Annotated in this window: 20 protein-coding genes, 1 riboswitch and 1 other annotated feature; of the genes, 8 read left to right on the plus strand and 12 right to left on the minus strand. The window is 42.3% G+C overall.

Features of this window, described 5'->3' with window-relative positions:
- Nucleotides 1-425, plus strand: a 425-nt coding sequence (locus tag ACFRAK_RS10605) for a hypothetical protein (RefSeq protein WP_394571715.1), incomplete at its 5' end; no start/stop codon positions are given.
- Nucleotides 426-490: 65 nt separating this feature from the next.
- Nucleotides 491-844, plus strand: coding sequence for a hypothetical protein (locus ACFRAK_RS10610; RefSeq protein ID WP_387601808.1), 354 nt, complete (start codon nucleotides 491-493; stop codon nucleotides 842-844).
- Here ACFRAK_RS10610 and ACFRAK_RS10615 read toward each other — a convergent pair.
- The gene (locus ACFRAK_RS10615) at nucleotides 841-1518 is read right to left on the minus strand and encodes a hypothetical protein (protein WP_387601805.1); all 678 of its coding nucleotides are present in this window, start codon (nucleotides 1516-1518) and stop codon (nucleotides 841-843) included. The genes ACFRAK_RS10610 and ACFRAK_RS10615 overlap by 4 nt on opposite strands.
- Nucleotides 1519-1765: 247 nt before the next feature.
- Between ACFRAK_RS10615 and ACFRAK_RS10620 the strand changes: the two genes are divergently transcribed.
- Both ACFRAK_RS10620 and ACFRAK_RS10625 read left to right on the plus strand, forming a co-directional pair.
- The gene (locus tag ACFRAK_RS10620) at nucleotides 1766-1864 is read left to right on the plus strand and encodes a hypothetical protein (RefSeq protein WP_387602112.1); all 99 of its coding nucleotides are present in this window, start codon (nucleotides 1766-1768) and stop codon (nucleotides 1862-1864) included.
- Between the two features lie 198 nt (nucleotides 1865-2062).
- Nucleotides 2063-2344 (plus strand): hypothetical protein, encoded by a 282-nt coding sequence (locus ACFRAK_RS10625; protein ID WP_394571716.1) that lies wholly within the window; start codon nucleotides 2063-2065, stop codon nucleotides 2342-2344.
- 326 nt (nucleotides 2345-2670) lie between these two features.
- Here the strand turns inward: ACFRAK_RS10625 and hmpA are convergent, their stop codons facing one another.
- The 7 genes from hmpA to ACFRAK_RS10665 all read right to left on the minus strand — a co-directional run bounded on the left by hmpA (nucleotide 2671) and on the right by ACFRAK_RS10665 (nucleotide 13395).
- Nucleotides 2671-3891, minus strand: coding sequence for an NO-inducible flavohemoprotein (gene hmpA / locus ACFRAK_RS10635; protein WP_394571717.1), 1221 nt, complete (start codon nucleotides 3889-3891; stop codon nucleotides 2671-2673).
- Nucleotides 3892-4178: 287 nt separating this feature from the next.
- Nucleotides 4179-5162 carry a ketoacyl-ACP synthase III gene (locus tag ACFRAK_RS10640; protein ID WP_387601793.1) on the minus strand — a complete coding sequence of 328 codons (984 nt, stop codon included), beginning with the start codon at nucleotides 5160-5162 and terminating at the stop codon, nucleotides 4179-4181.
- An 848-nt stretch (nucleotides 5163-6010) separates the two neighbouring features.
- Nucleotides 6011-7015, minus strand: coding sequence for an ABC transporter permease (locus tag ACFRAK_RS10645; protein WP_387601790.1), 1005 nt, complete (start codon nucleotides 7013-7015; stop codon nucleotides 6011-6013).
- A 1-nt stretch (nucleotide 7016) separates the two neighbouring features.
- On the minus strand, nucleotides 7017-8519 hold the full coding sequence (locus ACFRAK_RS10650; protein ID WP_394571718.1) for a sugar ABC transporter ATP-binding protein: 1503 nt from the start codon (nucleotides 8517-8519) through the stop codon (nucleotides 7017-7019).
- A gap of 56 nt (nucleotides 8520-8575) precedes the next feature.
- Nucleotides 8576-9688: a sugar ABC transporter substrate-binding protein gene (locus tag ACFRAK_RS10655; RefSeq protein ID WP_394571719.1), complete on the minus strand. Its 1113-nt coding sequence runs from the start codon at nucleotides 9686-9688 to the stop codon at nucleotides 8576-8578.
- A gap of 116 nt (nucleotides 9689-9804) precedes the next feature.
- Nucleotides 9805-9910: riboswitch (SAM riboswitch) on the minus strand.
- Nucleotides 9911-10005: 95 nt separating this feature from the next.
- Nucleotides 10006-12747 (minus strand): GTPase domain-containing protein, encoded by a 2742-nt coding sequence (locus tag ACFRAK_RS10660; RefSeq protein ID WP_387601781.1) that lies wholly within the window; start codon nucleotides 12745-12747, stop codon nucleotides 10006-10008.
- 474 nt (nucleotides 12748-13221) lie between these two features.
- Entirely contained in the window at nucleotides 13222-13395 is a 174-nt protein-coding gene (locus ACFRAK_RS10665) for a hypothetical protein (protein ID WP_164468807.1), read from the minus strand.
- Nucleotides 13396-13601: 206 nt separating this feature from the next.
- Nucleotides 13602-13848, plus strand: a binding site (T-box leader).
- A gap of 99 nt (nucleotides 13849-13947) precedes the next feature.
- On the opposite strand from ACFRAK_RS10665, the gene brnQ reads away from it, so the two are divergent.
- The 4 genes from brnQ (at nucleotide 13948) to rluF (ending at nucleotide 18227) form a co-directional block, all read left to right on the plus strand.
- The gene (gene brnQ / locus ACFRAK_RS10670; RefSeq protein ID WP_394571720.1) at nucleotides 13948-15279 is read left to right on the plus strand and encodes a branched-chain amino acid transport system II carrier protein; all 1332 of its coding nucleotides are present in this window, start codon (nucleotides 13948-13950) and stop codon (nucleotides 15277-15279) included.
- A gap of 121 nt (nucleotides 15280-15400) precedes the next feature.
- Entirely contained in the window at nucleotides 15401-16333 is a 933-nt protein-coding gene (locus ACFRAK_RS10675) for an aldo/keto reductase (RefSeq protein WP_394571721.1), read from the plus strand.
- Nucleotides 16334-16505: 172 nt separating this feature from the next.
- Nucleotides 16506-17405 carry a DMT family transporter gene (locus ACFRAK_RS10680; protein WP_394571722.1) on the plus strand — a complete coding sequence of 300 codons (900 nt, stop codon included), beginning with the start codon at nucleotides 16506-16508 and terminating at the stop codon, nucleotides 17403-17405.
- A gap of 114 nt (nucleotides 17406-17519) precedes the next feature.
- On the plus strand, nucleotides 17520-18227 hold the full coding sequence (rluF, locus tag ACFRAK_RS10685) for a 23S rRNA pseudouridine(2604) synthase RluF (protein ID WP_394571723.1): 708 nt from the start codon (nucleotides 17520-17522) through the stop codon (nucleotides 18225-18227).
- Nucleotides 18228-18438: 211 nt separating this feature from the next.
- On the opposite strand, the gene ACFRAK_RS10690 is transcribed toward rluF, so the two are convergent.
- The 4 genes from ACFRAK_RS10690 to ACFRAK_RS10705 form a co-directional block, all read right to left on the minus strand.
- Nucleotides 18439-18645, minus strand: coding sequence for a carboxymuconolactone decarboxylase family protein (locus ACFRAK_RS10690; protein WP_394571745.1), 207 nt, complete (start codon nucleotides 18643-18645; stop codon nucleotides 18439-18441).
- A gap of 13 nt (nucleotides 18646-18658) precedes the next feature.
- A complete protein-coding gene (locus ACFRAK_RS10695) occupies nucleotides 18659-19408 on the minus strand; it encodes an ABC transporter permease (protein WP_394571724.1) in 750 nt (249 codons plus the stop codon).
- The gene (locus tag ACFRAK_RS10700) at nucleotides 19409-20170 is read right to left on the minus strand and encodes an ABC transporter ATP-binding protein (RefSeq protein WP_387601763.1); all 762 of its coding nucleotides are present in this window, start codon (nucleotides 20168-20170) and stop codon (nucleotides 19409-19411) included. It lies immediately after the preceding gene.
- 198 nt (nucleotides 20171-20368) lie between these two features.
- Complete coding sequence (locus tag ACFRAK_RS10705) at nucleotides 20369-20722, minus strand: DUF1048 domain-containing protein (protein ID WP_260286508.1); 354 nt, start codon at nucleotides 20720-20722, stop codon at nucleotides 20369-20371.
- Nucleotides 20723-20789 lie beyond the last annotated feature (67 nt).

Here is a 20789-nt window from a genome sequence, read left to right on the forward strand (position 1 = left end):
TCAAGGAGCACAAGGACCTCAAGGAGCACAAGGACCTCAAGGAGCACAAGGACCTCAAGGAGCACAAGGACCTCAAGGAGCACAAGGACCTCAAGGGCCTCAAGGAGCACAAGGACCTCAAGGATTCCAAGGACCGCAAGGGTTCCAAGGACCGCAAGGATTCCAAGGACCTCAAGGATTCCAAGGACCTCAAGGATTCCAAGGACCTCAAGGATTCCAAGGGCCTCAAGGATTCCAAGGACCTCAAGGATTCCAAGGGCCGCAAGGATTCCAGGGACCTCAAGGATTCCAAGGACCTCAAGGATTCCAAGGACCTCAAGGATTCCAAGGACCGCGAGGATTCCAAGGACCTCAAGGACCTCAAGGACCTCAAGGACCTCAAGGGCCGCAAGGATTCCAAGGACCTCGAGGACCTGAAGAGCTGATCACTTCAAATTTTGCCATAATCGACGGGGGATTTGAACCGGCTCCAATTCCTCCAGGAGGAAGTGTGCCATTTAACATGGGGCCAGTTATTAGCGGGACATTGATCCATCAAACGCCGCCTTCGACAGACATCTTTCTTGCAGGTGGACATAGCTATCTAGTCAATTGGGAAGCATCGGAAATAACAATAACATTACCACAATCTGCATCAATACAATTCATATTGACATTGAACGGCACCGAAATCCAATTCAGCTTTGTTTCAGCCGCTCCGAATTCGCCGGTTGGTATCCATACGTCAGGGACGATGATTGTTACCACCCCGCCAGGACCGGATAGCGTGCTGAATCTGGTTAATACTTCTACTTTCCCAATAAATAACCTAGGAGTAACGTTCACAATCGTAGCGATCACTTAATCTGGATTTTCATCTGCACTTGGTATAGATATTCCACTCTTGATAGAAAGAACCGACATGGGGAGCACTAAAAGCTTGGCTAGCGGCTCCCCTCTTCGGATTCGACATTCCTTCAAGGGTTCAAAAGCAAGCGGCAATCCTAATCTCTCCTGAACTCTTGCTAACGTAGGCCCGTGCAGCATGCCGGGGTATACGATAAATCGCCCGTCTTGCATTTCGATTGGTTGTATTAGGATGAAATGATTTTTGGGAATCTCTATGCTCCAGCCTTGCCTCCATTCAAATGTTCCTTCTCCATTCGGAAGCAGCATCGGATAATATAATCCGTCGTACTCGTACTCGTGGATTTTATACCAACCAGCGGGGGAAAGGCCGATCATGACTTCTTGTTTTTGTACCCAATCTTCCATTGGAACCATATGCTTGAGACGGGCAAACTCTGTTAGATTCTCAGTGGAAGTTTGAATTTCCTTTACGGGCTGAATATCAATGTCGACAGGGCAGTGAATGGTCCAGCCCAATTCCTTCGCCATCCGGTATGGCCAACAAACACCTTTGACGCGCTTCGTTTTGATCCATCTAGAGCTGTCATCAGGCCACCTTGGATCTACTATTTTTTCTTTAGCAGGCAGTATTGCAAAGTCCAGCAGCTGATTGAACTTTATGTTGATCATAGGCTATCACCTTTCTTAGAACTATCATTAGTAATGAATCTATGCACTAAGCAAGGATTTATGATTAACATGTATTATGAACAGCTCGTACAGCAAACCGCAATCGTCCGTCATCCACTTGGTAACAATCGCCAGAACCCTGTCGATACATCCTCAACTTAATGAAGTACTGAAAAAATAGGCAAGTAATGAATGATATGGGGACAATTCTTCTACGAATAAAAATCAATCCAAACTTAACTATGCCATTACAGGACTTTACTTTTATGATAATAATGTAATGAAAATTGCAAAGAATATTAAGAAATCCAATCGTGGAGAATATGAAATCACTTCGGTCAATTAGTGTCATCTCAAGAATAATCAACTGAATGTCGAGTTATTGGGAAGAGGATTTAGTTGGATAGATACCGGCACTCATGAATCACTACTGGGTGCTTCTTTCTCTATCCACACCATTCAAAATCAGCAAAATATTCGAATAACATAGGTAGAAGAAATAGCATTTCGCAAAGGATTTATTACTCCCCAAAAACTTATTACCTTGGCTAAACTATTAGAGAAAAATGAATATTTAGATTCCCTTACCTATGCTAGTCTTCCTAAAGAGATACGTACCTTAACGTCTGATCCTAGATTAAGCTTTAATAGGGGAAGCATTGTATATGAGAAAATCATTGGAGCTGTGGTTGCTCAAGAACCAATTGTTCACTTTGCGGCGGAGTCTTATGCTGATAACAGTATTCAAAAAGGTAAGTTCGGTGAATACAACTTTGATGCAAATAAAGTAGCAAGTTTTCATTCACTACGCCCTCTTATTCAATAATACTTAAAGGCCGATGATTCCTTAGCGTAGGGAAAATCGGCTTTTTTCCTGCCAAAATTCTCTTAGCGTATGTTTTCCGCGTTTTGTTGGAGGACCCCCATTAACAATTTGAGGTGCAGTTTTTTGACTTTATACTAATGAAAAATTACATGCTGCATTAGAGTACTCCCCTCTGAATTTGAAAGCATGGAGCATTTCAAACATCACTGCAATTTTCTACGAATCAAGATAAAATTAAAAGGCATGAGCCCGGTAGATTACCGGGTTCATGCCCTCAAGGCTGCATAATTAAATAAAGTGCCTAACTTTTTGGGTTCACTTTTTACTTATTTTTCTCCTAAAATAGCGAGTGGACTAAATACTTCATAATGAATATGGTCTTTCGATACACTCCATTTATTCAGGGCCTCATTGATTGCTTCCATAAAAGGAATAGGTCCGCAGAAATAAAAATCAGCTTCTTTTGATGGAACGATAGATTGCAGGAAGTCTAAACCCACGTATCCTTCTTTATCAAAATGTCCAGAGGTTCGGTCAGCTTCTGTTGGTGTACCATAGACTACATATGATTTTATATGTTGGTGTTCATTCACTATTTGTTGCAGATGATCTTTAAAAGCATGTGTTTGACTATTGCTTGTTGCATGGATAAACGTAACCTGACGTTGTGGTTGCTTTTCTATAATGGTGTTTAACATGCTAAGTAAAGGTGTAATTCCAATACCCCCACTAATCAGAACAACGGGTAAATCGGTGTTATCCAGTTCGAAGTCACCTGCAGGAGCAGAAAATTGCAGCACATCTCCAACTTCCAGCTGTTTATGTAAATAGTTAGATACAATTCCAGATGGAGCATCTCCATGTGCATCTTCACGTTTAACACTAATTCGGTAGTAATCCTTACCAGGTGAATCCGAAAGACTGTAATGGCGTATGTGCGTATATTTCTCGCCAGGAATTTCAGCCTTAAGTGTTAAGTATTGCCCAGCATGATAGGAGGCAATGGGTTTTCCATCTCTAGGCTTTAGATAAAAGGAGGTTACCATATCACTTTCTTTTATCTTTTTTTCGATATTGAAGCTTCGATATCCTTCCCATCCACCAGGCTGATGTTCTGTTTCCTCATATAGGTTTTTTTCAATATCAATAAAGGCATCTGCAATATAGCCATAGGCCTTTCCCCATGCCTCTATGATTTCAGCTGTAGCTGCGTCACCCAATACATCTTTAACTGCTTGAAGCAACGTTTCACCTACAACCGGATACTGTTCAGGCTTGACTCCTATGGCACGATGTTTCTCAGTAACTCTTTTAATTACCGGTTTTATCGCTTCAAGGTTCGTAATATGTTCTCCTGCAGCATAGACAGCATATCCCAAGGCCTCTTGTTGAATTCCTCTTTTTTGGTTCGTTTGGTTAAAAAGATTATACAAATCAGGAGCTTTGGAAAATAGTAATTCATAAAATCTCTTTCCAATTGGTTTACTATGTTCCTTGAGAACTGGTGCTGTTGACTGAACGATTTCTATGGTCTTAGCATCAAGCATGTTGAAATTTCCTCCTCAAATTCCAGGAATATTTACATTAAATAGCATTCCCGATAAATATTGGAGTAAACATGATATTTTGGCACTGTTCACTTATCATTAACCAACCCAAACTTCTTACTAAAGGTAACTTCCGCCCATTTGGAGGTTTTGAAATCCCTTAAGATAATTCAAAGACACCATACCTATTAGTACGGTGTCTTTTGTTATTTTAGTATCCTTGTTAACTTAAACTGACCCTTTATATCAATAAGAACAAAGCTGCTGACCAGTAGCAGAAAAAAGTGTTATAGGGTCCAATTGATAAGCAATCCTGCTTGTGCTAACCCACCACCGAAACCATATAATAAAATCTTCTCACCATGATTGAGCTTTCCTTCGCTTACTCCTTGATCTAAAGCTAATGGTATTGTTGCTGAGGAAGTATTTCCATACTCCACTAAGCTATATAATGTACGCTCAATTGGAAAACCGCTTCTATCGCATATTGACTCAATCATTCTTAAATTTGCACTATGCGGAACAAACCAATCCACATCATTCAAATGAAAATCAGTATTTTTCATCACAGTTTGCATTCCTTTTGGAACAGTAGTAACAGCCCATTTATAAACCTCACGTCCATTTTGAACAAGGTTACCACTATTATTCAAGTCTTCACCATTTATACGTGTCGATAGGTTTGTACTATATAAATATTTTCCGCCTTCTCCTTCCGAATATAAATGTGACGAAATAAAACTTGGCTGTTTTTCATCATATTCTACAAGAACCGCTCCTCCACCATCTCCAAATAAAATACAAGTGGCTCGATCTTCATAGTCCATAATTTTGGATAAAGTATCGGCTGCAATAACAAGAACTTTCTTGTTTAAACCAGATGTTACTAATCCATTAGCTACATGCAGCCCATAAGTAAAGCCTGCACAAGCAGCGTTTAAATCAATAGCTCCAGTATTCTTAATACCTAGCTTTGCTTGGACTAAAGAAGCTACGCTAGGAGTGTTGAAATCAGGTGTGAATGTACAGACAATAATCATATCAACATCTTCGACAGATTTATCATACCGTTTCATTAAATCCTTTACAGCTTTATAACTTATTTCACTAGTAAACTCTTCTTCATGTGCAATTCTTCGCTCTTTAATACCAGTCCGTTTAACAATCCATTCATCATTGGTTTCAACCATTCTTTCTAAGTCCTTATTTGTTAGCCTTTTATCTGGAACATAAGAACCTATCGCTGTAATACGTGCTTTGGATTTGAACATAAAATAACCACCTCGTGTTATGAATTGCATCAATTTTATAACTGATATTAATACCTGGTACTAATTATAAAGTAAAAAAAATCTTATGCAACTACCGGTCACTTTAAACCCATAAGAGAAAAAAAGCTGAACGACAAAGAACGATCGCTACTGATAATTAAGAAGATTCTGCTCCAAAATAGGAACGTATATCGTAGCCAGAACATCCTGTTACGCGGAAGTGACGGGTGAACCACAAGGGCAGACAAACTAGATAATCATAGTTTGCCAACAGTTTTTTTGTGGGGTTGTATAATGGGAACGTTGATTTCCTCTTCAAGCACTCGCTTTTCTAAGCAGGAGTCTCGCGCCTTCCGCTCCAATCAACTTTGCTTTTTTTTAGATGGACCCCTTTTGTCTACAAACTCAGTTATCTAAAGAGAAATCCGGTATTACCACTTTTAATTTCCTAACCGTAACGGTAACAATAGAAGTTTTTAATATTCGTATCTTTTTCCGAATAAATAATATACCAAATATCCCAATAGATTAAATAAAGTAAATGCCAGAATCCACCCAATATGTAATCGTTTATAATGTTATTAAAAGGAAAATAAGGGCCCTGTAAAAATTTACAACTGCGGTCAATGTTTATACTCCAACAATGAGGGATCAAAAAGTCCTCCTGTCCCCATTTTAGCGTAATAAAAAAGATCATTATTATTAAATAAAATGATGAAGATGCGAAAATTCCATGAACCGTCCCTTTTTAATAAGGAAAAAATCCTGTTGCATTCCAACAGGATTTTAATCAATCTTCAAAAATTCACAATTATAGGATTTCTGTAGATTAACGGGACGAAACCATTTTAGTGTTTTTGTTTGTAATAGGTTACCGCGAGCGCAAGGGCCAGCACTGTTCCTTTGACGATATCCATCGCATAATACGGAACGGACATCATGATCAAACCGTTTTGAAGGATTCCAATCAAGACTGCACCGACAAAGGTTCCAAATGCATTCGGTTTTCCCGCTCCTAAAACGGAGGAACCAATGAAGGCAGCCGCAACGGCATCCATTAAATAGGGGGACCCTGAATTGATTTCCGATGTCATGACCCTTGAAGCTAGGACAATCCCCCCGACTGCAGCTAATAGAGCTGAAAGCAGATAGGCAAGGATTTTATATTTTTTGACCGATATCCCGGAAAGTCTCGCCGCTTCCTTATTTCCCCCAATAATGTACATATAACGACCATGCTTCGTATAAGTCAAAAAGATATGGGTCGCAATCACAATGACTGCCATGATCAGGATTATCCATGGTACCTGGCCAATTTTGGCGAAAAATGGACTGATCAGACCTGTTGCGAATGTTCCGTCGGGCATGACCATATTTTGCGAAACCGTTGCCCCTTTTGTATAAGTAAGGGCAATTCCCTGGATAATGAACATGGTAGCCAATGTCATCAGCATGTCGGGAATTCTCAATTTAACGATCATGAATGAATTCAAAGCCCCTACGACAAGTGAGGCGCCGATCGCAGCTAAGATGGCGATTAATGTATCCTGCGAAAACCAGACGAACATTGATATGACGATGGCATTTGCCAATGATGCGACGGATCCTACGGAAAGGTCGAAGCCATCCACGGTCAGGGATATCGTAATGCCGATCGCAATGATGGTCACGATTGAAATGGAACGCAGGATGTTGATCAGATTATTCGTTTGAATGAAAGCTGGATTGGACACGGCAAAAATTCCAATCAGAATGATAATCGTCAATATTGTGCCGTATTTATATAAAAAGTCGAATAGTTCCGGCCTTTTCTTCGCTTTCGCTGTCTGCGTAACAGGAATGGGTATGCTCATCCTATTTTCCTCCTGTTGAATAGAATAGTAGTTCTTCTTCATTCGTTTTGCTCGTTTCTAATTCGATGACAGTGCTCCCGTCATATAACACATATGTCCGGTTGGTAATGCCGATGATTTCGGAAAGCTCGGATGATGCATAAATGACCGCTTTCCCATTCCTTGCAAGCTTTGCAATCAATTCGAATATATCCTTCTTGGCTCCAACATCGACCCCTTTCGTTGGTTCATCGAATATGTATACTTCCGCATCGGCCATAAGCCATTTTCCGATGGCAACTTTTTGCTGGTTACCACCTGAAAGGTTTTCGACAATCGCTTCCCCTGAAGGAGTTTTAATGCCGAGACTTGCGATTATTTCCTTCGCCTTTTCCTTTTCCGCCTTACGATTCACGAAACTGAACGTCTTGCAGAATTTGCCGAGGCTGGCTGCAGTCAAATTCGCCGAGACTGATTCCTGAACGAGGACCCCTTCTTTCCTGCGTTCCTCAGGTACAAGTGCCAGACCGCTTTTTACTGCTTCGTGCGGTGATTTCAAAGAAAGCTTACGACCATTCAGGAATACTTCTCCCGCTGTGATCGAAGTATGACCGAAAAGGGTTTTACAGAGCTCCGTTTTTCCCGCTCCGACTAACCCTGCCAAGCCGATTATCTCGCCTGCTTTAACATTCAAATTAACATTCTTGACTTTCTCGGCATCTGACAATCCGCTCACTTCCAGAATGACGTCTCCGATCGAAGCATTCACTTCTGGAAATTGGTCATCCATGGTTTTACCGAGCATATTCTCTACCACTTCGTTACGGGTCATGTCCTCCTTCTTTCGACAAGTGACACGCTCCCCATTCCTCATGATCGTAATTTCCTCACAGATTTCAAAAATCTCAGGCAGACGATGTGAAATGAAAATGATTCCCACGCCTTTTTGCTTTAATTCATTTACAATTCGAAAAAGTTCTGTCGTCTCCGTATGACTTAACGGAGCAGTTGGCTCATCGAGAATCAGGAATTTGCATTCTGTCGAAACGGCCCTTGCTATCAGGACCATTTGTTTTTCAGCCAAGGTAAGATCTCTTACCAGCTTTTTCGAAGGGACACGAATTTTCATATCTTCAAGAATATAAGAGGCTTGTTTGTGCAGCTCTTTCCATTGGACCCTCTGTTTTTTTCCCATGTTTTGGACCATATCATTCAACATTACATTTTCCCCAACCGTTAAGTAAGGGATGAGGGCTGTATCCACTTCCTGATAAACAATTTGAATGCCTTGTTCCTGAGCCGCTTTTGGCGAGCGGATATCCCGCCTCATCCCATCAATGAAAATGTTACCTGAATAATGAACATGGGCTCCCGATAAAACTTTCATTAACGTCGATTTTCCTGCTCCGTTTGCACCGACCAATGCGTGGGCTGTCCCTGATTGAACGGAAAAGTCAACTTCACTCAGCGCCTTCACCCCTGGAAATTCAATCGAAATCTTCTTCATTTCTAGTTGCGTGCCCATGTCCATTCCCCCTTATTGAACAGACACTCCCTTCACTGGAAAGAGAGTGTCTCTTTTTACTTTTTATAATGGTCTTTTAAAACTTTCATCCAATCTTCTTCAAATTCCGTAGATTCACCCCAACCATCGACAATACCAGACAGATTTGCCATGTTTACCGCTTCTTTTGAAGCCTGGACTTGCTTTTGTGAAATAAGTGAAGCCTCTAAGTCATAGGTTTGCGGAGTATCTTCGCCCGCTAATTTTTTAGCCAATATCCTCATATTCACTGCACCGATCAGCTTGGGATCGACCGCTGCCGTGTAGGACCATGAGCTATCAGCCGATTGGATTTCCTGGAGATCTGCATTAGATACATCAACACCATATATCTTCACTTCATCGCGGCCCGCTTCTTTAATCGCCCGGGCTGCACCGATGGCAAAGGCATCCCAAGTTGCGAAAATGGCATCCAATTTACCTTTAGGGTATTTATTCAACATTGCGGCTACAGCATTTTGTGTCTGAACCGAAGTATCAGCAGATGCCACCCCGAATCTTTCGACTTCTTTAATCCCAGGATTTTCTTTTAGTTTTTCCTGATAGACTGCATTTCTTCTTACCATTGGCGGGAAACCATCCACCCAAAGATAGGCAATTGCCGCTTCACCTTTCTGCTCTTTTAACAGTTTATCAAAAGCCAGTGTGGCCAACGCTTCATCATCCTGTGAGGTTAATGTCACGCCATCAATTTTAGATAGTTCGCTTATTGAATCGAACGTGACAACGCTTTTACCTGCATCTACCAACTTCTGAACGTCATTCACAGTTGCTGCATCATCACCATGGGAAATGATATACCCGTCGTAATCTTCCTCCAAAGCCTGCGCTATCGCATCATGAAATTTAGCCGTATCACCATTGGCTGTATATGTATCCACTTGAAATCCCAGTGCTTCCCCTTCTTCCTTCGCCCCCGCCAGGTATTGGGCCGTATGATCATCACCGCCAATTTTTCGGATCACTTTGATCTTGGCTCCATCCCCATCTGCAAATCTTTCCGGTACATTTTCAAATGATACTTTTTCTTCTTTCTTCGATTCTGTGGAACTCTGCCCAGTGGAGCACCCTGTTAAAAGCAAAGCCGAAGCGATGGCTGAAATGAATATTCCTTTAATAGACCTTCTCATCTTGTTTTCCCTCCATATTTTCAATTTAGTCTTATCAGTTTAGTTGGTGTAAATCCCAAAATAAAAACCTCTCTAATATAGAGAGGTTTAATCAGCTGTTTTGCAGACTTGTCCCTCTCTTATCTGTCAAAACATTTCTGTTTTGCAGGATTTAGCACCAATTCCTAATGGAACGGTTGCTGGGCATCTTAGGGCCAGTCCCTCCGCCACTCTTGATAAGAGATATATTGTGTTACGTTTTCGTAATTATCACTTTATAGGGATATAGTCGTAAAGTCAATAGATTTTTGAATATTTGAAATGTTCCTTGTTATTTTTTATTTTCTTTGAAGCTGGGCTAGACGCTTTTTCTCGATTTTTTCAAGCCTCTCCAACTGCCTTAATTTCACTTCGAACAAAGTGATCGGGTCACGGTAAACTTCCGGATTTTCTTTCATATGCTCCAATGCAGCCTGGTAGTCTTTAATCTCGGTCTGCGTTTGTTCAATCGTTTTTTGAAGTAAAGCAAATGAACTGCGATAGAAAAGTGAGATGTCCCGATCCAAAGATTTTTCAAACAATCCAAATTGGGTAAGGAAACGTTCCGTGATCATTTCCGCAACATCCAGGTAATCTTCACTTTCCAGATATTTCTTATAACGATTGTACATATTGGCTTTATTTTGCGGTATCGCCCCAAACAGCTTCCCTGCTCCTTTAAGCAGCAATTGTGATGGAGTCCTGCGCAAAAGGATATTAACGTTTTCGATGCGGATACTGCTTGTCATCCGATCGGCATCACGGCGCCAGTCATCCAATACCCTGAAGTCTCCTGCAAGCGTAATCCGTTCTTCTTTGTATAATTCATTGAATCCGGCACTCATCTCATCCATAAACTGCTGGCTTTGTGAGAACTCCATTTGGGAACTGGCAATCCAGTCTTGTAGAGAACGATAATATTGAGGCATGATCTTATCAGAAATGAAGTTTTGAATCCGCTCATTCATTTCTTGGTTTAACTGTACATGGACCTGACTGAAATCACTGCTTTCCGTTAATGATTTAGAGCAATCCTTCAGTAATTCAGGAATTTTAGTAGAAAGCTGATTTTTCACTTCATCCTTAAGCAGACGATACGACCTTATGATATTTTCACTTTTTTCTTTTTCCAAATCAGCCAGTTGATTGACCGCCCCATTCAGTTTGACTTCCATCTGTTCATTCCAAGAGATGGAATGCTCGCATTTCCGCTCATTGGCTGCCCGTTTTTCTAACAGATAAGATAAAGTTTTACGAATGAATGCAAGGATTTTCTCAGATCTTCTTTCCTTCCAATTCTCATCTTGGTAATTCGATTGAAGGAAGGCTGAAAGGTCCTTCAATTGCTGCTTGCTATCATAAAGTTTGGAGAAAGCGAATACTTTTGCATTCGGGAAATATGCATTCACTTTATCCCATGTTTCGTCTTCCATCCGGACTGCGACCTGATCACTGTATATCGTATCCATTTTATTTAATAAGAAATGAATCGGCAGTTTCGGAGCCATCATTTGAATTTCCAATAACAGATCCCGTTCGCTGCCGGTGAAAGGCGCCCGGGCGTCCAGGACGAACATCAGTCCATCACTGCCATGTAAATAGCCTTGGAAATCGGATTCCACGCTTTTTTCCCCATTGAACCCCGGTGTATCCAATAATCGCAGACCATTATTTCTTAGGTAGTCACTTATGATTGTCACATCAACAATAGTCCCGCGCTGGCGGCGTGTTTCATCCAATTCAGCTAGCTCCATGACAACCTTTCTATCTGTATCGGTAATTTCAAGGATTTCCAAATCATCCCCGTCTTTGACACTGACTAAGGATGAATGATCTTCAGCGGCAATGCTCTCGCCAACAATTGACTGAATGAAGGATGTCTTGCCATTTCCTGTACTTCCTACAAGAAGAAGATTGAAATTTCCGGTATCCTTAAGCCCCTCAACCATCCATTTAAGCTTATTGCCAACCTTTAGGTCATTATCTTCAGCCCACTGGATAATGGAATTGAACAGTTTCTCTCCCGCTTCCAGTCCGCCTCCTAATTTAGGCGATTTCACCAACAGGCTTTCTGCATCCTGAATGACCAGCGCATTGATCGTATCCGGGAAGATTTCATTCCAGGACAACGCGGATGCCGCCGCAAACAACGAGAGCTCCCCATCTGCGATTTTGAGCCAGTTTTCCAGTAACCTTGGCACGACAGGACTTAAATCTTTGATTAGGTGCGTTCCTTCTAAAAGACCTGCATATGCATCCCTGTAATAGACGGAAAGCTCATCCCATACATCAGCATGGTTCAATTCAATGGTATCTATCAAATTATTAATCACTCTTAGCCATTCGAAATAAGAATCCGTATATTTATAATTTTTCCAAAGGGCAACCGTCACCTTTTCGAAACGTTCCTGGTCAAGTGTGTATAGCGAACCAAGGACAGTTGAAAAATAATCCGGATCCATCGATTGGGCAACCCCCTGCTGGATATACGTCTTCAGCACATCGAACCAGCCCATTGATTCTGTACGGATACTTTCATTAGCCGCTAATACCACCGCACTGTTCCAATCCTTTTGTTCTTCAAAAAAGGCGCGTGCGATTTCCGTGACATTCGGGTAATCCGGTTGAAACTCGACTGCTTCTTTCACGACTTTGGAAGCTAGGTCATTTCTCGATTCCACTATGTACAGGGAAAAAAGTTGCAAAAGAACCTCTGTTTTCAAGACCGCTTCTTCCGTATCGACGGATTTATAGATATCCTCTGCGGTTGAGTACATTTCCAGTTCAAAATAAGCATCAGCGATGTTTTTCTTCGCCCATGGACCAAGTTCCCCTTCTATGTTCTCCCATTTAAAAATGGCTGCTTCATAGTCATGATGCTGAAAATATACTTCTCCTTGAGCAAATCGAATGGCGGTTAAATCCGCTCTTTCCTTTTTTTGTTCCACGAGAAACATTTCACCCAAAGCTTGAATCGGGTGCTTCCTTGTATCCTCAACCATCGTTTCATAGTATTTTTTTCCGATCAGCCGTTCGTCCATCTTTATTCCCCCGATATATTTCATATTTTCAATTAAAGGAAAATCACTGATTCCATAAGCCTTCTAGTGGACCTAACTTCAATCTATAGATTCCTTTAGTTAAAAAATCATTTACAAAACCTTAAAATATTATTTTAGCAAAACAATATGGTAACAACATGTCACCACTCTTACAATTTTAAAACAGAAACAAATGGAACTGTAATGTTTTTAATAAAACGATATAGAAATGTCATTTCCATATTCGAGAAAAAATGTTTTTTCCCGTTTTACCACATACCAGCTAGAGGTGGACGAATCATTCTTTATACCTCCAAATTACCAGAGGCCCGGCCCTAAAAGCAAAACCCCCCTGCCCCGTCCATTACTAAATCCCCATTTTTCCATTCATATAAAAAAGCAGTACCCTCATTCATAAAAGGTAACTGCTCTCTGATAAGCTCTGAACAGTCGTTGTCCTTTGACAAATTAGGATTATACCCCTGTACGCTTACGCTGGTTATTCGGCTTTTTGGTCAACTGGCTTTTAAGCTGTTTCGTTTTCTTCACAACGCCTGTTTCCAGTTTATCTTTACTTGATCCTGCTTGCTTTTGAGCCAGTTTTTGTTTGACTGCATCCGCCAGGCTTAATTTTTTATTTTCAGACATACTGTTGTCTCCTTTAGTGTTCTGCCTTCTATTATAATATAGTTGCGATTAGAAAGATAATAGGGAGTAATATCCTATTCTTCTTGAAAATATCCTCTGGATATAGGAAGTTTCGCCAACGGGGGACTAATTTCCTGCTCCTTTAAAAGGATTAATGAGAAATTATATTGACTTCATAATCAGAATTTGCTAAATTATCTATATATTAAAAATCTATGAAGAGAAAGAGTAAGATGAGAACCCTGTTCCACAGAGAGTCGACATGTGGTGGAAGTCGATGTCCAAGGCCTATCCGAAAATCATCTCTGAGATGCAAAGCCGAAAATCCAGTAGGCTTTGACGGGTTTCCGCCGTTACAATGGATCACGTATGAATACGTACGTTGACTGAGTGCCGCAGCTCTTTTGAAGCGCGGAATATGGGTGGTAACGCGAGCACAAACTCGTCCCTGATTTTCAGGGGCGAGTTTTTTATTTGCACAAAACACTTCAATCAGCCTTTTTCAGGCCAGTCGACGAGAGTTATCAATTTATTTAAAAAGGAGAATTCACCATGAAAAAAACAGACACATTATTTATCGGCCTTATGCTTTTCTCAATGTTCTTCGGGGCGGGGAATCTCATATTCCCTCCATTTTTGGGTGCATCTTCCGGAACCACCTTCTGGCCAGCCATTGCCGGTTTTGTTGTAACCGGAGTCGGCCTGCCAATTTTGGTGCTTCTTGCAGTCTCACTTGTTAAAGGCGGGGCACAAACCATCGGGGCCCGTGTACATCCACTATTCAGTACGTTGTTCATGGTGGTCATCTATTTAAGCATCGGGCCATTTCTGGCCATTCCAAGAAATGCGAATGTTGCCTATGAAATGGGCTTCAAGCCGTATTTCGACGACTCAATGAACCAATCACTATTCCTATTCATTTTCACAACCATATTTTTCATCATCGTTTATGCCATTTCATTGAATCCAGAAAAAATGGAAACCTTCATGGGACGCTGGATTACACCCGTTCTACTTCTGTCCATGGTCATTCTCTGTGTCGTTGGGTTCGTAAAGCTTGATGCTCCATTCCAAGCTCCGACCGAAGCATATGCTGCAGGAGCATTTTCGAAAGGATTCATTGAAGGTTACAACACGATGGATGCACTAGCTGCCTTGGCTTTTGGGATCGTCATCCTGACCTCAATCCAGCAAAGGGGGATTTCCGAACGAAAACAATTGACGAGATATACAGTAAAAGCGGGTCTCATCGCTGGTGTTTTGCTTTCTTTAGTTTATATCTCCTTAGGTGTAATGGGAGCACGCATGGCAGCCGATGGGTCATTCGAAAACGGAACGGATATCCTCACTGTCGCATCCACCCTTTTACTTGGAACTGGCGGGAAGGTCCTTCTAGGAATCATTTTCACTTTGGCATGCTTCACCACCGTCGTCGGGTTGACGACTGCTTGCGGACAGTATTTCTCGAAACTTTTCCCCAAGCTGAACTATAAAACCGTCATTCTGATTGTAACAATCATCGGTTTCATTCTTTCAAATATGGGTCTGAATCAAATTTTGAAAGTATCTGTACCATTCCTTGTGATGGCTTATCCGTTAACGATCGTCCTGATTGTCCTGACATTCTTCAGCCGTCATTTCAAAAACCCGAAGAAGGTTTATCGCAGTGCAATGATTTTCACAGGAGTTTTCGCCTTGATGGACGGACTGAATGCCTTCGGCTTACAATTAGGACCCGTGCAAACATTGAGTGATGTCCTTCCCCTTTCCGCCTACGGCATGGAGTGGATCATCCCTGCTCTCGTCGGTACAGCCTTCGGCCTGCTTCTCAGTCAATTTGGACAAACGGATCGAGCTGAAGAGTTGGAAATCGAAACACTATAATAATGAAGTAAGCAGGTGATTTTACGGGTCATCTGCTTATTTGTACACGTATGCACTGCTTTATTTTGGAAATCAACACACATTTTTTGTTATGATGGGGTCAAAGGAGATGATAAGTAATATGTCTAAGCAAACCCGTATTGGTAAAACAGATCTGTATGTAAATCCGATTGGCCTTGGCACGAATGCAATTGGCGGACATAACCTTTTCCCTAATCTAAGTGAGGATACAGGAAGGGATGTTTTGAGAACGGCATTGGAAGAGGGGATCAACTTTTGGGATACAGCTTACATTTACGGCCCTGAGCGTTCAGAAGAACTTATCGGTGAAATCCTTAAAGAGAGTCGCAAACGCGAGGAGATAGTCCTTGCCACTAAAGGCGCACATAAATTTTCCAATGGCAACATCGTCTTTGATAACTCTCCGGCTTTTCTGAAAAATGCTGTGGAATCGAGTCTAAAAAGGCTCCAAACGGACTACATCGACTTATTCTATATCCATTTCCCTGATGAGGATACCCCTAAAGATGAAGCGGTAGGTGCCTTAAAGGAATTGAAGGATGCAGGCAAGATCAAGTCGATCGGCGTCTCGAACTTTTCGTTCGAACAATTGAAGGAAGCGAATAAAGACGGCTATGTCGATGTGTTGCAATCCGAGTACAATCTATTCAAACGGGAGGCAGAACAAGACCTGCTGCCATATACAGCCGAAAATAATATTTCCTTCATTCCTTATTTCCCCCTTGCTTCCGGTCTGCTCGGCGGCAAATATAATCAGGAATCAACATTCGAGGACGGCCGGGCAAAAAGTCCGCTTTTCCAAGGACAAGCCTATGTAAGCAACCTGCAAAAAGTGGAAGAAATCCGGACGATTGCCAGCAGGAAGCATACAGATGTCGCCGATGTCGTACTAGCTTGGTATTTAACTCGGCACTCGATAGATGTACTGATTCCCGGGGCGAAAAAGCCAGATCAGGTCACACGCAACTTACAAGCATTGGATGTCGATTTAACCATGGATGAAATCGCCGAAATCAGTGCCATTTTTGCTTAACCTATATGTGAAAAAAGGCTGTTCAGCTCATGTTGAACGGCCTTTTCTATTTATCCTGCTCTTTGGTTCATCCTTGTAAAAAAAATTGACTACTAGGCTCGCTATATTGCTTAGGTACTCCTGTTTTGATATATTTAGTGAATATTCCACCAATTAAGGAAGAGGCTGTCTGATGAAAAAATCCATTGTTCTTATATTTCTTATCTTGGCAAATTTGTTTTGGGCCGGTAATTACATTTTCGGAAAATACGTTGTGACCGAACTTTCCCCGATTCAACTAACATTTACGCGATGGCTAATAGCCGTTTTCTTATTGTTTCCTCTAGCCCAATGGATCGAAAAGCCAAATTGGAAGAGTGTATGGAAAGAATGGAGATTGCTGTTAGTCATGGGGGTGCTCGGAATCGTCAGTTATAATTTTTTCCTTTATTGGGCTCTGACCTATACAACTTCCATGAATGCCGCTCTTGTCAATTCCATGAACCCTGCCTTAATTGTGCTTTTTTCCGCTTTGCTGTTAAAGGAGAAAATTTCAGCCCTCCATGCGCTCGGACTTATCATATCTTTATTCGGCGTTTTATTGGTCTTGACAAAAGGGCACCTTCTGGATATTTTCCAGCTCACTTACAATAAAGGCGACTTATTGATGATCCTGGCGATTCTCGTTTGGACCTTCTATTCAATAATCGCTAAAAAACTGAAAAACATTCCGATCATCTCAGCCACTGCCGTTTCCGTATTTCTCGGATTGATTCTCGTCGCTCCATTCGCCATTGGCTCGGGAATGAACCTTGATTTAAGCGATGAAGCCATCACGGGTCTCTTATATATTGGAATCTTCCCGTCTGTCGGTTCCTTTATTTTCTGGAATATTTCCCTTCGACATATCAACGCTAGCCAGGCTGGAATTTATCTAAATCTGATTGCTGTATTTACCGCCATTCTTAGCCTGATTTTGGGTCATACCATTACCATCGTCCAAATCCTGGGAGGTCTTTTTGTCTTCATTGGCGTCTACCTGACAAGCAAAAAGAAAAAGGAATATCCGGCAGCTGTCACGAAGAACATGTAAAGAACATCCAGTAATTCACACCAACTATGCTTTCTTGTCTTTTCCCCTTGTCTATGCACCATGATTTACGTTATCCTTTAAAGAAGAAAATCTGAATGTAAAGGTGTGCTTTAGTTGAGGATCAATAAATTTATCAGTGAATCCGGAATTACCTCGAGACGAGGCGCAGACAAATGGATAGCCGAGGGCCGTGTGACGATAAATGGCACTGTAGCTGAGCTCGGCAGTCAAGCTGAAACCGGTGATGATGTTCGTGTCGATGGCAAGCCGATAAAAGTGGAACAGCAAAATGTCTATATTGCACTGAATAAACCGATAGGGATTACAAGTACGACGGAAAAACACATAAAAGGGAATATCGTTGATTTTGTAAATCATCCGCTTCGCATTTTTCATATCGGACGGCTGGACAAAGACTCAAGCGGTCTGATCCTTCTTACAAATGATGGAGACATCGTAAATGAAATCCTTCGTGCAGAAAACAAACATGAAAAAGAATACATCGTAACTGTGGATAAACCACTTACCTCTTCCTTCATTAAAGATATGGCATCCGGAGTGGAGATTTTGGATACAAAAACACTTCCATGTAAGGTTGAACAGTTGACCAAATATACATTTAACATCACTTTGATGCAAGGACTGAACAGACAAATCCGCCGAATGTGCTCCGCATTAGGATATGAAGTCCGTGATTTACATCGAATCCGGATCATGAACATCCATCTGGACGGACTGGCGATTGGACAATGGCGCGACCTGACAGAGGATGAATTGACGGAACTATTTAAGGAATTGGACTATACTCCAAGGCAAAGATAATAATGATGATGCCTCCAAATTCTCGGGGGCATCGCTTTTTTAATTTCAAAAGAATTTTCAGCAATCATTTGCTTTAAGTTTTGCGGATATACTCGTGAGCTTCATGCTTTTAATGATAGTGAAAGAAATCTATTTTTCCTTAAAGACATTGATAACCAAAGCTGTTTTGTTTCTGAATCTACTCTTTTCCTGTCAATTACATCTATGGGCTTTATTCTTTTAATTCCTCCTTCTGCGAAAGACCACTACTCGTTCGCTGTAAATTCTTCCAATGGCAAATCTCATGTTGGGATAAGCGGCCGCCACCAATCACACCAATTTTAAAGGTTTCCATGATTTCATCGATGGTTGCCCCGGCATTTAAGCAGCCTTCCATGTGATAGCAAATGCATTCATCGCAACGGCTGACTATTGATATGGCTAATCTGTACTTACCCTAACTGGCGTTTAAATACTTTACTGGCGAAGAAGTAAGCGATGACCATGATGCCGACGCACCAGGCAAGCGCGATCCAGATATCGTTGCCAACTGACTCTTCATACAAGAAGGCACGAATCGCATTCACGATTGAAGTCACTGGCTGGTTCTCAGCGAACGCACGGACAATTTTAGGCATGGTTTCGGTGGGGACAAAGGCCGAACTGATAAATGGGAGGAAAATCAGCGGGTACGAGTAGGCTGTCGCCCCTTCCATTGAACCCGCTGTCAATCCAGGAATGACCGCCAGCCATGTCAGCGCCAACGTAAACAGCCCGAGTATTCCAGCTACTGCGAGCCAATCCATGATATCAGCGCTGGAACGGAAGCCCATCAAGAACGCGACGAGGATCACCACGACGACAGTAAGCGCATTGGATACAAGCGAGGTCAACACATGAGCCCACAATACCGACGAGCGCTTGATGGGCATGGTAATGAAACGCGCCATCAGCCCGCTCTTTACATCCGTAAACAGCCGCACGGAGGTGTAAGCCACGCCGGATGCGATAGCCATCAGCAATATTCCCGGCAATAAATAATTGACGTAGTTGTCCGTGCCTGCCTCTATGGCGCCACCAAACACGTAGACAAACAGCAGCATCATCATAATCGGCGTTATCGCAACCGTGATAATTGTATCCGGGCTGCGCATGATATTGCGCATTAAACGCCCTAGTAATACCCCTGTTTTGCTATTCATTTACATCTCCTCCTTTTTGCCGATGATCGCGAGGAAAATTTCCTCCAATGTCGGCTGCTTCTCGATGTACTCCACTTTCGCTGGCGGGAACATCTCCTTGAGTTCGGTAAGGGTCCCGGTCGAGATGACTTTTCCGCCATGCAGGATGGCGATACGATCCGCCAGTTGTTCGGCTTCCTCCAGGTACTGGGTCGTCAGCAAGATTGTCGTGCCGCCGCCGGCAAGCTCCTTGACGGTATCCCAGACTTCAATCCGCGCTTCGGGGTCAAGCCCTGTCGTCGGTTCGTCGAGAAAAATGATTGCTGGCGTCCCAATCAGGCTCATGGCAATGTCAAGCCGGCGCTTCATCCCGCCGGAATATTTATCCGCCCGACGGTTGGCCGCATCGGTCAGGCTGAATCTCGCAAGCAGATTGTCGGCGACTTGAGCGGGATTGGAAACTCCCCGCAACTTGGCGATCATCAGCAGGTTTTCCCGCCCGGTAAGCATGCCGTCTAAAGCTGCAAACTGCCCTGTCAGGCTGATGCTCTGGCGAACATGATCCGGTTGACGCTGGACGTCAAAGCCGCAAATACCGACTTTGCCGCCATCGGCCTTCATCAGGGTCGAGAGGATGTTGACCGTCGTCGTCTTGCCCGCTCCATTTGAGCCCAGCAGTGCGAAAATTTCGCCACGCCGTACCTCAAAATCCACCCCCTTTAAGACTTCATTGTCTTTAAAGTTTTTTATTAACCCTTTTACAGAAATCGCTGCATTGCTCATACTTTTTTCCTCCTTTTAATTGCGCAGCAAAGCCGCTTGTAAGAACCCTAATTATCCTTCCGAGCGCCCTGCGGAACTATATTGCCTATACTCCTCTATTTAGTCAGACTGATAATCAGTATAACTTATTACCGGGTTAAAATATAACTGAATAGCGTAGGTGGCATTTCACATTTGTAACCAGCTATTCAGTCGGAATTATTTATTGAATTTATTTTTCCCCAACCGCTTCATGATACTTTCATTCAAATCTTCACGATACTTGGCGAAATAGGTTTTTGCATTTGCCACTAGTTCGTCGGCAAAGGACGCCACGTCGTCCCCAGTGATTTCCAGCACTTGTCTGCCTTCCGCCGCACCGGCTTCGAACAAATCGATTAATTCATACTGCATGTGCAGCATATCCATCCCGTTGCCCGCCGAGAAATTCCACATGTAGTTTTGAATTTTCTTAAATACAAACTGGTAGTCCTCTGGCAGGGCTTCAACCCGTGCCATCATCATTTTATACTCTTTTTTATCACCCATCATTTTTTTGAACAATTCCATCATGTTATTTTTCCTCCTCTTTTCTACAGCTGAACAAGACACTCCAAAAATATCGTACGGAATATCTTAT

The sequence above is a fragment of the Peribacillus sp. NPDC056705 genome, from assembly GCF_043656335.1.

Coding starts and splice junctions, on each gene's coding strand:
- hmpA (WP_394571717.1), bottom strand. CDS start 3,891: ATGCTTGATGCTAAGACCATAGAAATCGTTCAGTCAACAGCACCAGTT.
- ACFRAK_RS10695 (WP_394571724.1), bottom strand. CDS start 19,408: ATGAATAGCAAAACAGGGGTATTACTAGGGCGTTTAATGCGCAATATC.
- ACFRAK_RS10665 (WP_164468807.1), bottom strand. CDS start 13,395: ATGTCTGAAAATAAAAAATTAAGCCTGGCGGATGCAGTCAAACAAAAA.
- ACFRAK_RS10705 (WP_260286508.1), bottom strand. CDS start 20,722: ATGATGGAATTGTTCAAAAAAATGATGGGTGATAAAAAAGAGTATAAA.
- ACFRAK_RS10645 (WP_387601790.1), bottom strand. CDS start 7,015: ATGAGCATACCCATTCCTGTTACGCAGACAGCGAAAGCGAAGAAAAGG.
- ACFRAK_RS10680 (WP_394571722.1), top strand. CDS start 16,506: ATGAAAAAATCCATTGTTCTTATATTTCTTATCTTGGCAAATTTGTTT.
- ACFRAK_RS10640 (WP_387601793.1), bottom strand. CDS start 5,162: ATGTTCAAATCCAAAGCACGTATTACAGCGATAGGTTCTTATGTTCCA.
- ACFRAK_RS10650 (WP_394571718.1), bottom strand. CDS start 8,519: ATGGGCACGCAACTAGAAATGAAGAAGATTTCGATTGAATTTCCAGGG.
- brnQ (WP_394571720.1), top strand. CDS start 13,948: ATGAAAAAAACAGACACATTATTTATCGGCCTTATGCTTTTCTCAATG.
- ACFRAK_RS10675 (WP_394571721.1), top strand. CDS start 15,401: ATGTCTAAGCAAACCCGTATTGGTAAAACAGATCTGTATGTAAATCCG.
- ACFRAK_RS10700 (WP_387601763.1), bottom strand. CDS start 20,170: ATGAGCAATGCAGCGATTTCTGTAAAAGGGTTAATAAAAAACTTTAAA.
- ACFRAK_RS10615 (WP_387601805.1), bottom strand. CDS start 1,518: ATGATCAACATAAAGTTCAATCAGCTGCTGGACTTTGCAATACTGCCT.
- ACFRAK_RS10660 (WP_387601781.1), bottom strand. CDS start 12,747: ATGGACGAACGGCTGATCGGAAAAAAATACTATGAAACGATGGTTGAG.
- ACFRAK_RS10655 (WP_394571719.1), bottom strand. CDS start 9,688: ATGAGAAGGTCTATTAAAGGAATATTCATTTCAGCCATCGCTTCGGCT.